Consider the following 12,951-nt stretch of genomic DNA (forward strand, 5'->3'; position numbering starts at 1 on the left):
CCTGAACAGCCACCACCGAACCACCAGAGGCCCAACCAGATGAACACCCTCAGCCCCTTGGGCCCCAACACCCCACGCATTGCCCTGATCGGCGAATGCATGATCGAACTGCAACAACGCGCTGATGGCAGCCTGCAACAAAGCTTCGGGGGCGATACCCTGAACACGGCTGTGTACTTGTCCCGGGCGATGGGTGACAAGGCGCAGGTCGATTACGTCACCGCGCTGGGCGATGACAGTTTCAGTGACGCCATGTGCCAGATCTGGCGCAGCGAAGGCATCGGCCTCGATCTCGTGCAGCGCTTGCCCGGTCGGCTGCCCGGTTTGTACTGCATCCAGACCGACGCCCACGGCGAGCGCCGCTTTCTGTACTGGCGCAACGAAGCAGCCGTACGCGATTGCTTCACCACGCCGGCGGCCGAGCCGGTTCTGGCGGCGTTGCCGGATTACGACGTGTTGTATTTCAGCGGCATTACCCTCGCGGTACTCGGCATGCAAGGGCGAGCCCGACTGATCCGGACCCTGGTAGAAGCCCGGCAGCGTGATGCGCGCATTGTCTTCGACAACAACTATCGACCGCGCCTGTGGGCTTCGGTGGAGGAGGCGCGCGGGGCGTATCGCAGCGTGTTGCCGTATGTCGATCTGGCGCTACTGACCGTGGATGACGAACAGGCGCTGTTCGGTTTCGCCGATTGCGAGTCGGTATTCGAGGCTTACGCGCAGTTCGGCACACCGGAAGTGGTCCTCAAGCGAGGTGCCGAGACATGCCTGATTCGCTGCGAAGGTGAGGCGTTTGAAGTGCCGGCACAGAAGGTCGACAAGGTGATAGACACGACCGCAGCGGGGGATTCGTTCAGTGCGGCGTATCTGGCGAAACGATTGCTCGGTGGCAGCCCGGCTGAGGCGGCTGAAGCTGGACACCGATTGGCAAGCCAGGTCATTCAATGCCCGGGGGCGCTGATCCCCAAAGCATAAAATGCGATCCGAGCTGCCGAAGCTGCGATGACTGATCGTTCCCACGCGCAGCAAAGGAATGCAGCAAGGGACGCTCTGCGTCCCAGAGCCGACGCAGAGCGTCGGAATAGGCATTACCACGCAGAGCGTGGGAACGATCAACGCGGTGATTAATCGCGGTAGAACACCTGCACCAGGTGATAGCCAAACTTGCTCTTGATCGGCCCGTGCACGGTTCGCAGCGGCTTCTTGAAAATCACCGCATCAATCGCGCCGACCATCTGCCCTGGCCGCACTTCACCCAGGTCGCCGCCGCGCTTGCCGGACGGGCATGTCGAAAATTTCTTCGCCAGCACATCAAACGCTTCACCTTTGGCGATACGTTGTTTGAGCTGTTCGGCCTCTTCAGCGGTTTTCACCAGAATGTGGCGGGCTTGGGCTTTCATCGTGCAATACCTGATAACGGGGTGACGGCGGGCGCGCGATTATGCCTCAAGTCGAGGCCGGGTTGGCCATCTTGCGAATCTTGCCCGCGAGCACTTCGAGTGCGAAGGGCTTGGCCACCATGTCCATGCCTTCCTCGAGAAAGCCCTGACGCTCGGCAGCAATCTGCGCATAGCCGGTCATGAACAGTACCTTGAGCCCCGGGCGATGCTGGCGGGCTATCTCCGCCAACTGGCGACCGTTCATGCCGGGCAAGCCGACATCGGTGACCAGCAAATCCACGCGCTGGGCGGATTCGAGCAGGGGCAGGGCAGTCTTGGCGTTTTCCGCTTCGAACGTTTTGTAACCCAGCTCCTTGAGCAGGTCGAGCACCAGCATGCGCACCGCCGGGTCATCCTCGACCACGATCGCTGTTTCGCCCGAAGATGAGGTCGCAATCGGCTCGGCCGTCTCGACAGACGAGGGTTCGGGCGCCAGCTCAAGCAAGCGCGGCAAATACAGGCGCACGCAAGTCCCTTGCCCCGGGACGCTGTCGAGGCTGACGTGCCCGCCGGACTGCTGGGCGAAACCGTAAATCATCGACAGCCCCAGCCCGGTGCCCTGGCCGATGGGTTTGGTGGTAAAAAACGGATCGAACGCCTTGGAGCGAATCGACGGGGTCATCCCGGTGCCGTTGTCGCTGACGGCGAGCATCACGTATTCCCCGGCTTTCACCGGTTCCAGCGTCGTGATATCGCTGCCGTCGAGGTAAACGTTGGCGGTCTGGATCAGTAACACGCCGCCCTGCGGCATTGCGTCCCGAGCGTTGATCACCAGGTTGAGCAGGGCATTTTCCAGCTGACTGACGTCGGTGCTCACGGGCCACAAGTCATCCGGCAGGCGTAGCTGCAGGTCAATCGGATCGCCTTTGGTGCGGCGGATCAGGTCTTCGAGCGAATGCACCAGTTCGTTGACGTTCAGTTGTTTGCGGTCCAGTGACTGGCGTCGGGAAAACGCCAGCAGACGATGGGTCAGCGCCGCCGCGCGATTGGCCGATGATACCGCCGCTTCGGTGAAACGCCCGATTTCATCTGCGCGGCCATTGGCGATATAGCGCTGCATCAGGTCGAGGCTGCCGATGATGCCGGTCAGCATATTGTTGAAGTCATGGGCAATGCCGCCCGTGAGCTGGCCGACGGCTTCCATTTTCTGCGCGTGGCGCAAGGCATCTTCAGCGCGCTCGCGTTCGAACATCTCGTTCTGCAAACGCTGGTTGGCCTGCGCCAATTGCTCCGTACGCGCGCTGACGCGCTCTTCAAGGGTTTCGTTGAGATTGCGCAGCGCTTCTTCGGTCTTCTTGCGCTCGGTTTCGTCGATCACAAAAATGTAGAAGCCGTTGACCGTGCCATCCGCGCCGTGGCGTGGCAGATAGTTCATCAGGGCGTGACGGGTGCTGCCGTCGCGGTGGGGCGTGTAGAAACTGAAGGAGCAGGGGCGTCCGGCCAGCGCTTCAGCGATATAAGGCGCGCGCAAGAAATACGCTTCTTCGCCAACGACTTCGCGAATCGTGCGCCCGTACAACTCCTGCGGAGTCAGGCCGTACCAGTCGAGATAGGCCGAATTGTTCAAGCGGAAACGTTCTTCGTGATCAACGTAACTGATCAGGATCGGCATGGCGTTGATGATCAGCTGAAGTTCGGTCTGGCTCTGGCGCAAGGCTTGCTCGGTGTGTTTGCGCTCGGTCAGGTCCAGCGCAGCACCGAGAAAGCGCACCGGACGCCCGTGGTGATCCTTGTAGCAACGACCCCGGGCGAACACCCAGCGCACTTCGCCGTCAGCTTGCAACAAACGGTATTCCTCGGCGTACTCGGTGCCGTGGGTGATGCAGTGTTTGATACTGCGCGCGACCATGGCACGGTCTTCCGGGTGTACGCCTTGCAGGTAATCGCTGATCGGCAATTGCCCGGCCTTGGCGGGATCGACGCCGTGCAGTTCGGCAAAATGCGCATCGGCGATAAAGCGGTCTTCGCCAATATCCCAATCCCAGGTACCGACCGCGTCAGTCGCGGCCAGCGCCAGTTGCAGGCGCTCCTCGGACTGGCGCTGGGCTTTGAGGCTTTCCTCGGAGCGGCGTTTCAGTTCCAGGGCGATGCGTCGGCGTTCGTTGGTTTCGATGGCCGTGACCAGAATCCCGGCCACTTGCCTCGTTTCATCGCGAATCGGGCTGTAGGTCAGATCGAGCCAGAAGTCGGAGTCCTTGCCCGCGTGTTGCAGTGTGAAGCGTCGTTCACTGTAGGTGCGTACCTGGCCGTCCAGCACCGCACGATAAATCGGTTCGGCAAAGTCGCGAAGTTCCGGCCAGACCTCGTGCGTCGGTTTCCCGAAAGCCTCGGGATGCTTGCTGCCGGCGAGCAGGGCAAAGCCATTGTTGTAAATCTGCGTGAGTGCCGGCCCCCATAACAACAGCATGGGCATTGGCGAGTGAACCACGATGTCCACTGCCGTGCGCAGGCTCTGCGGCCAGGTGCCGGCAGCGCCGAGCGGGCTGCGGCTCCAGTCGGTGCGGGCAATCAGGGCCTGGGCATCATCGGTAGTGGGTACAGCGTTCATACGTCAATCCTGAAGGTGGTTCGATGAGACGGGGTCTATGATTGTTGCAGGAGCCGCGCCAAGCGTAGGCCAGATTTGCTCATTCAATGCTTCGCGGGTGCTTTCAGCCATGGAAATCGATGCACTGTTGTCAATATTGTCGCAAAAAAACGGCTCGGATCTATTCCTCTCCACCGGCGCACCGCCGAGCGTGCGCATTGATGGCGCGCTGACAGCGTTGTCCGATCAACCTTTCAAGGCCGGCGAAATATCAGCCATCGCCAACTCCCTGATGGACGCCGAGCAGCGCCGGGAGTTCGACCGGGACCTGGAAATGAACCTGGCAATCTCCCGAACGGGCGTCGGGCGTTTTCGCGTGAACATTTTTAAACAACGCAACGATGTATCCATGGTCATTCGCAACGTCAAACTCGACATCCCGCAATTCAAGGACCTGAAGCTCCCGCCGGTACTGCTCGAGAGCATCATGCTCAAGCAGGGGCTGATTCTTTTCGCGGGGGCTACCGGTTCGGGCAAATCGACGTCTCTGGCCGCCCTGATCGACCACCGCAACCGCCATAGCGCAGGGCACATCATCACCATCGAAGATCCGATCGAGTACATCCATCGGCATCGGAGTTCGATCGTTAACCAACGGGAAGTCGGGGTCGATACTCGCAGCTTTCACGCCGCATTGAAAAACACCCTGCGCCAGGCGCCGGATGTGGTGCTGATCGGCGAAATTCGTGATCGCGAAACCATGGAACACGCCTTGGCATTCACTGAAACCGGGCACCTGGCGCTCGCCACATTGCATGCGAACAACGCCAGTCAGGCCCTGGACCGGATCATCAATTTTTTTCCCGAGGAGCGGCGACCGCAATTGCTGCAAACGTTAGGCAACAATTTGAAAGCGTTTGTCTCGCAACGCCTGGTGCGAACGGTCGACGGGCAGCGCAGGGCGGCAGTGGAAGTGTTGCTGGGCTCGCCGACAATCGCCGATCTGATTCGCCGTTTCGAGTGGGGCGAACTGAAAGCCATCATGGAAAAGTCGGGTGCGGCGGGCATGCAAACCTTCGATCAGGCCTTGTTTGCGCTGTTTGCCGAGGGAGCGATCAGCGAGGAAGAAGCCCTGAAGCACGCAGATTCGGCGAACAATCTGAAATTGCGCATCAAACTGCATCAGGAAACCGTCGGTCATCAGCCCCCAACCGCTAACGACTGGGGCCTGATGGACTGAATCACACCCGGTCGTTCAATCCTGCAGTTCGTGCCGACCGCGAAACTGCTCCAGCGCTTGCGGGTTGGCCAGCGCATCGGTATTTCTTACCGCCCGACCGTGCACCACATCGCGCACCGCCAATTCAACGATTTTGCCGCTGATGGTGCGCGGGATATCCGTGACCGCAACGATCTTCGCCGGGACATGCCGTGGCGTGGTGTTGGCGCGGATCATCTGGCGAATCTGCTCTTGCAACGCTTCATCCAGCGCCACGCCTTCACGCAGCTTCACAAACAGCACCACCCGGACGTCGTCCTGCCATCGTTGGCCGATGGCGACGGAGTCCAGCACCGCCGTGACTTTTTCGACCTGACGGTAGATTTCCGCCGTGCCGATGCGCACGCCACCAGGGTTGAGCACCGCATCCGAACGTCCATGGATCATCATCGCGCCGTTCGGCAACTGTTCGGCGTAGTCGCCTTGCGCCCAGACGCCGGGGAACAGGCTGAACCAGGACTGGCGCAGTTTCGCACCGTCGGGGTCGTTCCACAGGCCAATCGGCATCGCCGGGAAATGCCGGGTACACACCAGCTCGCCTTTTTCGCCGATCACCGGTTGGCCCGCGTCATTCCAGACTTCAACGGCCATGCCCAGGCTCTTGCCCATGATTTCTCCGCGCCGTACTGGCGACAGCGGGTTGCCATTGACGAAGCACGACACGATGTCAGTGCCGCCAGACATCGAAGCCAGGCACACGTCTGCCTTGAAATCGCGATAAACGAAATCATAGCTTTGCGGCGACAGTGCCGAACCCGTACACAACAGTGTTTTCAGGCTGCTCAAATCATGGCTTTCGCGCGGCCTTGCGCCGCTGCTTTCCAGCGTCGCGAGGAATTTGGGACTGGTGCCGAACACGCTGATGCGTTCGTCGTCGATCAGGTCGAGTAAACGGCGGTTGTCCGGGTAAAACGGCGAGCCGTCATAGAGCACCACGGCGCTGCCGACCGCGAGGGCCGAGACCAGCCAGTTCCACATCATCCAGCCGCAGGTCGTGTAGTAAAAAAGTCGGTCGCCGGGACCCAGATCGCAATGCAGGCCGTGTTCCTTTACGTGTTGCAGCAGTACGCCGCCGGTGCTGTGAACGATACATTTGGGCACGCCGGTGGTACCGCTGGAGTACAAAACGTAGAGCGGATGATTGAAGGGCACCGGGGTGAACTCGGGTTCGCCGCCAGGTTGATAGAAATCGCACCACAACGTTGTCTCGGCGCGGGTGTGGTAGTGCTCGACACGGCATTGCGGGCGAGCGTACGGCACGACGATCAACTGCTGCAGCGACGGCAGTTGCGCAAGTATTTCGTTGAGCTTGTCAGTCTGATCGAGGGTTTTCCCGCCGTATTGATAACCGGCGCAGGTGATCAGCACTTTCGGTTCGATCTGGCCAAAGCGATCGATTACGCCGTGGGTGCCAAAGTCCGGTGACGAGCAAGACCAGATCGCGCCCAGGCTGGTGGTGGCGAGCATGGCAACCAGCGTCTGCCAGGTATTGGGCATGCAGGCGGCCACGCGGTCGCCCAGACCAACGCCCGCGGCTAGCAGGCTGGCCTGAAAACCGGCGACGTGCTCGGCCAGTTCGGCCCAGGTCAACTGCTCGCGCTGACCGTTCTCTGCCACGGCGACCACTGCCACGGCATCGTCGCGACGGCGTAGCAGATGTTCGGCAAAGTTCAGGGCGCCGCCGGGAAACCATTCGGCGCTGGGCATTGCTGCGCCTTCGCGCAAAACGGCGTCTGGCTGGGTATGGAAACGGATATCGAAACAATCGACGATCGCCTGCCAAAAGGCCGGACGTTGCTCGATACTCCACTGGTGCAGGGCAGGGAAGTCGTCAAGGTGCAGCAAGTGACGCTGGTTGATTTCGCGCCGGAAAATGTCCATGCGCGAATGGGCGATACGCTTCGCGTCGGGTTGCCAGAGGATGTCGGACATGATTTGCCTCTTTTTATCTGATGTTTGCACCAGGCTCGCTCCTACCGGGGATGATCGTTCCCACGCTCTGCGTGGGAATGCCTCTTCCGGCGCTCTGCGTCGGCTCTGGGACGCAGAGTGTCCCTTGCTGCATTCCCACGCGGAGCGTGGGAACGATCAGTCGCGAGCAGGCTCGCTCCTACCGGGGATCGCGGTTTATTGGGCGAGCCACCCGCCATCAATATTCCACGCCGCGCCACGCACCTGACTACCGGCCTCGCTGCACAGGAACAACACCAGTTCGCCCAGGTGCTGGGGCGTGACAAACTCCAGCGACGGTTGTTTCTCGGCCAGCAAATCATGCTGCGCCTGCTGCGGATCAACGCCTTTGGCCGCACGATCATCGATCTGTTTTTGCACCAGCGGGGTCAATACCCAGCCCGGACAAATCGCATTGCAGGTCACTTGGCTGGTGGCTGTTTCCAGGCCGACGACTTTGGTCAGGCCGATCACACCGTGTTTGGCGGCAACGTACGCAGCTTTGCCGGTGGAGCCGACCTGGCCATGCACCGAAGCAATATTAATGATCCGCCCCCAGTTTTTGCGGCGCATGCCCGGCAGGCTCAGACGGGTGCTGTGAAAGACCGAGGACAGATTGATCGCAATGATCGAATCCCATCGCTCGACGGGAAACTCCTCGACCGCCGCGACATGCTGAATGCCGGCGTTGTTGACCAGAATGTCGACACCGCCGAATTCGCGCTCGGCGTAGGCGATCATGTCGGCGATCTGCGACGGGTCGCTCACGTCAGCCGGATGATGGCCGACCTTGCCGCCGTACTGGCCGACTTCGGCGATCACCTTCGAGGCATCGCCAAAGCCGTTGAGAATCAGGTTGGCGCCGGCCTTGGCCAGGCTCAGCGCGATGCCCAGGCCAATGCCGCTGGTGGAGCCGGTCACCAAAGCTGTCTTGCCGGAAAGAGTGGTCATCAATACCTCACACAATGCCAGTGGCGTAGAAAGTGCCGATCACGACGAACACCGCCAGGGTCTTGATCAGCGTAATACAGAAAATGTCTTTATAGGCTTCGCGGTGCGTCAGCCCGGTCACCGCCAGCAGCGTGATCACCGCGCCGTTGTGCGGCAGGGTGTCCATGCCACCGCTGGCCATCGCGGCCACGCGGTGCATCACTTCGAGCGGGATGTTCGCCGCGTGCGCCGCGCTGATGAACTGCTCGGACATCGCCGCCAGTGCAATGCTCATGCCGCCCGAGGCGGAGCCGGTGATACCGGCCAGCAACGTCACGGTGATGGCTTCGTTGACCAGTGGATTGGGGATCTGCTTGAGCCAGTCGGCCAGAACCAGAAAACCGGGCAGTGAAGCGATCACCGCACCAAAGCCGTATTCGGATGCGGTGTTCATCGCGGCCAGCAGCGCGCCGCTGACTGCACTTTTACTGCCTTCGGCGAGCTTGCTGCGAATCGCCTGAAAGCCGAAAGCCAACACCATCAGAATGCCCACCAGCAAAGCGGCCTGTACCGCCCAGATTGCCGTCAGTTTCGCGATCTCGGTAGTCACCGGCGCGGCCATGCCCGGCAGCGCAAGGCTGTGGGTCTTGCCGTACCACTGTGGAATCCATTGAGTGAACAGCAGGTTCATGATGCCCACCGCCAGCAATGGCGACAGGGCAATCCATGGATTCGGCAGCTTGAGATCCGGCGCCGTCTCCGGCTCATTGCGTAGTTCAGTGCCGTATCCCTCGCCGGCACGTTGCGCCTTGTTGCGCTGACGCTGGAGAAACAGCATGCCGGCGCAGAACACGAAAATCGTGCCGATCACCCCGAGCCACGGCGCGGCCCACGCAGTGGTGTTGAAGAACGTACTGGGGATGATGTTTTGAATTTGCGGCGTGCCGGGCAGGGCGTCCATGGTGAACGAAAACGCACCGAGGGCGATGGTCGCCGGGATCAAGCGCTTGGGGATGTTGCTCTGGCGGAACATCTCGGCTGCGAACGGATACACCGCAAACACCACGACGAACAGCGAGACGCCCCCGTAGGTGAGCACGGCGCACACCAGCACGATCACCAGCATGGCCTGTTTGGTGCCGAGCAGGCGAATCGCGGCGGCCACGATCGAGCGTGAGAACCCCGACAGTTCAATCAGCTTGCCGAACACCGCACCGAGCAGAAACACCGGAAAGTAGAGCTTGATGAAACCGACCATTTTGTCCATGAACACTCCGGTGAACGCGGGTGCCACGGCGGACGGATCGGTGAGCAGCACTGCGCCGAGGGCGGCGATCGGGGCGAAGAGGATAACGCTGTAGCCACGGTAGGCGGCGACCATCAGCAGCGTGAGGGCTGCCAAGGCAATGATCACACTCATGGTGTGTCTCTCCAGGATTGTTATTTTTGTGGGTGGAACGGTTGGAGAGGGCTTTAGCGAGATTTGTGCCAGACGGGTAAGTTGTTGAAATGCATCAAAATTATGATTTTCGGAAAGGTGATTATGCTGCGTTTGTCTCTGTTATGAGATTTTTGGTGAACAGGCGGACAGCTTCGTGAGCAGGCTCGCTTCTACATTTCGAACGAGGTCCTTGTGGGAGCGAGCCTGCTCGCGAAGCTTTTGTCTTTGTCTTCAAAAAGAGATGCTGAATCTCTTTATTGAGACTCGACAATCCCCAGCGCCGCCATTTTTTTATACAGCGTCGAGCGCCCAAGCCCCAATCGAGCAGCAGCCTCCGGCACTTTCCCCTGACATTGCACCAGGGCCGACTCGATCAACTGCCGATCAAACCGCGCCCGCGCCTGAGCGAATGTCTCGCTGAGCGGCGCTTGCATGCCCGGTTCATCGGTTCGCTCAACCGGCGTCAACGTGCCAATGGCCGCGCGGATATCCGGCTCCGTCAGCATCAAGTCGTCGCTGAGCAATGCCGCCCGCTCCAGCACATTACGCAGCTCGCGGATATTGCCCGGCCAGGCATGTTGCCCCAGCAGCGCCAGCGCATCGCGGTGCAGTTCATGCTGACTGCGCAGTTCTTCCAGAATCGCTTCGCTCAGCGCCGGCAAGTCATCAAGGCGGTCACGCAGCGGCGGCACCTGGATGGGCAGGACATTGAGGCGGTAGTACAAATCGGCGCGAAATTCGCCGCGTTTGATCGCCGCTTGCAGATCGGTCGATGTGGCGGCAATCACCCGCACATCGCTCTGGATCACTTCGTTTGAACCGACCGGTTCGAACTCTTTCTCCTGCAGCACCCGCAGCAGTTTGCTTTGCAGCGGCAGCGGCATGTCGCCGATTTCATCGAGGAACAATGTGCCGCCCTGAGCAATTTGCAGCTTGCCGGTACGCCCCTTGCGATCAGCGCCGGTAAAGGCGCCCGGTGCCGTGCCGAAAAATTCGGCTTCCAGCAACGCTTCGGGTATCGCCGCGCTGTTGATGCTGACGAACGCCTTGTGGGCGCGCGGCGAAGCGCCGTGAATCGCCTGAGCGAGCAATTCCTTGCCGGTGCCGGTTTCGCCCAGCAACAACACGGGCGAGTCGGCGCTGGCACTGCGTCGCGCGCGGCGTTTGACTTCGAGGCTGGCGGCGCTGGTGCCGATGAAATGGGCGAAGTTGTATTTGGTCTGCCGCGCGCGCAGCAGGGAGCGGGTCGAGGCCAGTTCTTCCTGCATGCTCAAGTAACGCTTGAGCATCGGCGACAGGGTGCGCAGCTCATCGAACAGGGCAAAGCCGATGGCGCCAATCACGCTGCCGGCGTCGTCGTGGATCGGCAGCCGCATGACCACCAACGGTTCTTTCGGCGTGTCCTGCATGTCCAGCAGGATTGGGCGGCCGGTGCGTACCACTTCGCGCAGCAGACTGCCGGGGATCACGCTTTCGCAGGGTTTGCCGATAGCGCCTGCCGCCGACTCAAGGCCAAAACGCCGTGCATAGCGCTCGTTCATCCAGACGATATTGGCGTCACGATCGACGATCACCGTGCCTTCACTGGATTGCTCAATGATCTCGAACAGCGAACGGATCGCCAGAGTGCGAACCCGTTGGTAATCCTTGAGGCTTTCGGTGGTGTTCATGGTGACTGTTCCTGATTACGCGCTGCCGGCGCCGGCCCTTTCGCGAGCAGGCTCGCTCCCACATTGAACGCATTACCCCTGTGGGAGCGAGCCTGCTCGCGAATGCCGCGATGCGGTTCCAAATCGAGAGCCGATTATGCCTACCCCGGATGCGCCGCCGCCAACAGCTCTTTGGTGTACGGGTGCTGCGGGTTATCGAAGACTTCGTGGCTGGCGCCGCGCTCGACCACTTTGCCGTCCTTGATCACGATCATGTCGTGGGCGAGGGCGCGCACCACCGCCAGGTCATGGCTGATGAACAAATAGGTCAAGCCGTGCTTTTCCTGCAGGTCACGGAGCAGGGCGACCACCTGTTTCTGCACCGTGCGGTCGAGTGCTGAAGTCGGTTCATCAAGCAAAATCAGCGCCGGCTTCAACACCAATGCCCGGGCGATGGCGATGCGCTGCCGCTGACCGCCGGAGAATTCGTGCGGGTAACGATGGCGGCTCTCTGGGTCGAGGCCGACCTCCTTGAGTACGCGGATCACTTGGTCATCGCATTCAGGCGCCGTTGAGTCGTTATGGACTTCCAGGCCTTCGCTGATGATCTGGGCCACCGACATGCGCGGGCTGAGGCTGCCGAACGGGTCCTGAAACACGACCTGCATCTGCCGGCGCCAGGGGCGCAGTTGTTTCTGGTTGAGGCCGTCGAGCGCTTCCCCCTGAAAGCGAATGCTGCCCTCGGAATCAAGCAGGCGCAGGATCGCCTGTCCCAATGTCGATTTCCCCGAACCGGACTCGCCGACAATGCCCAGGGTTTTGCCGCGCTGGATGTTCAAACTGATGCCATCGACCGCCCGCAGGTATTGCTTGCGTTGAAACAGCCCGCCACCGATCTGGAAATCGACGCGCAGGTCAGTCACCTCCAGCACATTCTCGCGCTCGTCGCGGGGCAAGGCTTCGCCTTCCGGCTCGGCGTTGAGCAATACGCAGCTGTAGTGATGTTTCGGCTCGGTGAACAGGGTTTCGCACGGTGCCTGCTCGACAATTTCACCGGCCTTCATCACACAGACCCGCTGCGCAATGCTGCGCACCAGATTCAGGTCGTGGCTGATCAGCAGCAGCGACATGCCCAGGCGTTGTTGCAGCGATTTGAGCAGCAAAAGGATTTTGCGCTGTACAGTGACATCAAGCGCCGTCGTTGGCTCGTCAGCAATCAATAACTCCGGTTCACAGGCCAGCGCCATGGCAATCATTACTCGCTGCCGTTGCCCTCCGGAGAGTTGATGCGGATAGGCCTTCAGCCGTTCCCTGGGTTTTTGAATGCCGACCAGGCCGAGCAATTCCAGGATGCGTTTCTGTGCTTCCTTACCGCCGAGGCCACGGTGCAGGAGCAAGGTCTCGCCGATCTGCTTCTCGATCGTGTGCAACGGATTGAGCGACGTCATCGGCTCCTGAAAAATCATTGCGATGCGGTTGCCGCGCAGCTCACGCAAGACTTTCGGATCGGCGCCGACCAGCTCCTGCCCTCGATAGCAAATGCTGCCGTGGGTGTGTGCCTCACTGTCCGGCAGCAGTTGCAGGATCGAGTGCGCAGTCACCGATTTTCCCGAGCCCGACTCGCCGACCAGCGCCAGGCATTCACCGGGGCGGATGTCCAGGCACAGGTCACGCACCACGGCCTGGCCATGGAAGGCGACATTGAGGTTGCGGATTTCGATCAGGTTTTCAGTCAT

At 60.6% G+C, this 12,951-nt stretch carries 9 protein-coding genes; 2 read left to right on the top strand and 7 right to left on the bottom strand.

Annotated features, from left to right (window positions below):
• Positions 1-39: 39 nt before the first annotated feature.
• Positions 40-975, top strand: a complete 936-nt coding sequence (gene kdgK, locus HU727_RS03740; RefSeq protein ID WP_186528335.1) for a 2-dehydro-3-deoxygluconokinase — start codon at positions 40-42, stop codon at positions 973-975.
• Positions 976-1,124: 149 nt separating this feature from the next.
• On the opposite strand, the gene HU727_RS03745 is transcribed toward kdgK, so the two are convergent.
• Together HU727_RS03745 and HU727_RS03750 are read right to left on the bottom strand one after the other, a co-directional pair.
• Entirely contained in the window at positions 1,125-1,400 is a 276-nt protein-coding gene (locus tag HU727_RS03745) for a peptidylprolyl isomerase (protein WP_007912322.1), read from the bottom strand.
• Positions 1,401-1,446: 46 nt separating this feature from the next.
• The gene (locus HU727_RS03750; protein WP_186528336.1) at positions 1,447-3,987 is read right to left on the bottom strand and encodes a PAS domain-containing hybrid sensor histidine kinase/response regulator; all 2,541 of its coding nucleotides are present in this window, start codon (positions 3,985-3,987) and stop codon (positions 1,447-1,449) included.
• A 109-nt stretch (positions 3,988-4,096) separates the two neighbouring features.
• Here HU727_RS03750 and HU727_RS03755 point away from each other — a divergent pair, with 109 nt between their 5' ends.
• Complete coding sequence (locus HU727_RS03755) at positions 4,097-5,206, top strand: PilT/PilU family type 4a pilus ATPase (RefSeq protein ID WP_186528337.1); 1,110 nt, start codon at positions 4,097-4,099, stop codon at positions 5,204-5,206.
• Between the two features lie 15 nt (positions 5,207-5,221).
• On the opposite strand, the gene HU727_RS03760 is transcribed toward HU727_RS03755, so the two are convergent.
• The 5 genes from HU727_RS03760 to HU727_RS03780 form a co-directional block, all read right to left on the bottom strand.
• Positions 5,222-7,177 carry an acetoacetate--CoA ligase gene (locus HU727_RS03760; RefSeq protein WP_186528338.1) on the bottom strand — a complete coding sequence of 652 codons (1,956 nt, stop codon included), beginning with the start codon at positions 7,175-7,177 and terminating at the stop codon, positions 5,222-5,224.
• Positions 7,178-7,372: 195 nt separating this feature from the next.
• Positions 7,373-8,146 carry a 3-hydroxybutyrate dehydrogenase gene (gene hbdH, locus HU727_RS03765; RefSeq protein ID WP_186528339.1) on the bottom strand — a complete coding sequence of 258 codons (774 nt, stop codon included), beginning with the start codon at positions 8,144-8,146 and terminating at the stop codon, positions 7,373-7,375.
• Between the two features lie 7 nt (positions 8,147-8,153).
• On the bottom strand, positions 8,154-9,545 hold the full coding sequence (locus HU727_RS03770) for a GntP family permease (protein WP_186528340.1): 1,392 nt from the start codon (positions 9,543-9,545) through the stop codon (positions 8,154-8,156).
• A gap of 275 nt (positions 9,546-9,820) precedes the next feature.
• Positions 9,821-11,236 (bottom strand): sigma-54 interaction domain-containing protein, encoded by a 1,416-nt coding sequence (locus tag HU727_RS03775; protein WP_186528341.1) that lies wholly within the window; start codon positions 11,234-11,236, stop codon positions 9,821-9,823.
• Positions 11,237-11,376: 140 nt separating this feature from the next.
• Positions 11,377-12,951 (bottom strand): ABC transporter ATP-binding protein, encoded by a 1,575-nt coding sequence (locus HU727_RS03780; RefSeq protein WP_186528342.1) that lies wholly within the window; start codon positions 12,949-12,951, stop codon positions 11,377-11,379.

The sequence above is a fragment of the Pseudomonas khorasanensis genome (assembly GCF_014268505.2).
GTDB classification, from domain to species: domain Bacteria; phylum Pseudomonadota; class Gammaproteobacteria; order Pseudomonadales; family Pseudomonadaceae; genus Aquipseudomonas; species Aquipseudomonas khorasanensis.

Coding starts and splice junctions, on each gene's coding strand:
- kdgK (WP_186528335.1), top strand. CDS start 40: ATGAACACCCTCAGCCCCTTGGGCCCCAACACCCCACGCATTGCCCTG.
- HU727_RS03745 (WP_007912322.1), bottom strand. CDS start 1,400: ATGAAAGCCCAAGCCCGCCACATTCTGGTGAAAACCGCTGAAGAGGCC.
- HU727_RS03750 (WP_186528336.1), bottom strand. CDS start 3,987: ATGAACGCTGTACCCACTACCGATGATGCCCAGGCCCTGATTGCCCGC.
- HU727_RS03755 (WP_186528337.1), top strand. CDS start 4,097: ATGGAAATCGATGCACTGTTGTCAATATTGTCGCAAAAAAACGGCTCG.
- HU727_RS03760 (WP_186528338.1), bottom strand. CDS start 7,177: ATGTCCGACATCCTCTGGCAACCCGACGCGAAGCGTATCGCCCATTCG.
- hbdH (WP_186528339.1), bottom strand. CDS start 8,146: ATGACCACTCTTTCCGGCAAGACAGCTTTGGTGACCGGCTCCACCAGC.
- HU727_RS03770 (WP_186528340.1), bottom strand. CDS start 9,545: ATGAGTGTGATCATTGCCTTGGCAGCCCTCACGCTGCTGATGGTCGCC.
- HU727_RS03775 (WP_186528341.1), bottom strand. CDS start 11,236: ATGAACACCACCGAAAGCCTCAAGGATTACCAACGGGTTCGCACTCTG.
- HU727_RS03780 (WP_186528342.1), bottom strand. CDS start 12,951: ATGACTGAAAACCTGATCGAAATCCGCAACCTCAATGTCGCCTTCCAT.